Origin of the sequence: Mesorhizobium sp. M4B.F.Ca.ET.089.01.1.1 (assembly GCF_004022605.1) — a bacterium.
Taxonomy (GTDB): Bacteria; Pseudomonadota; Alphaproteobacteria; order Rhizobiales; family Rhizobiaceae; genus Mesorhizobium; species Mesorhizobium abyssinicae.
The window spans coordinates 1-584 of sequence record NZ_RZOS01001222.1; the positions used below are offsets into that span (position 1 = coordinate 1).

The following is a 584-nucleotide window of genomic DNA, read 5'->3' on the forward strand; positions in this document are numbered from 1 at the left end:
CTCTTCTGGGACGCCATGAACGCGGATGGTGAGTTGTGTGATTACGCCGAGAGTGCCTTCGGACCCGATGAAGAGCTTGGTCAGGTCGTAGCCGGTCGATTACGCGCCCCGTGCTAGCGGCTCTTTTGGCGCACTCCTTTCGGAAAGTGCGCCTCCTCCTTGTCAGCGCGGGTGTCCATTCAGTCAGAAACTGGAGGAGCGTCACTGCGGTCTGCGGAACCGTGTTGTGCGGTTTGGCAAAAGAGGGTCAGGCTTGCACCGCGTCGGCCTGACGCGCATCACACGCGTTAGCCAGGATCATCAAAGATCGTTGCGGCTGCGGCGGAGGAAATCGGCGGCGCGCTCGCCGACCATGATCGCTGGCGCATTGGTGTTGCCGGACGGCACGGTTGGCATGACGGAAGCGTCGGCGACGCGCAGCCCCGAAACGCCGTGGACACGCAATTGGCCGTCGACGACAGCCCTGGCGTCCTTGCCGATCCTGCACGTGCCGGTCGGATGCAATGCGCCTTGCGCCATTTCCTTGACGTAGTGGCGGTAGTCGTCCATCGATCGCATTTGCCGGCCAGGGTGCGTCTCGCGCC

General features: G+C 63.2%; 1 protein-coding gene. It reads right to left on the reverse strand.

What is annotated here, in order from left to right; translation table 11 throughout:
- Positions 1-300: 300 nt before the first annotated feature.
- On the reverse strand, positions 301-584 hold a 284-nt coding region (locus EN780_RS36875; protein ID WP_245500264.1), incomplete at its 5' end, for a GMC oxidoreductase.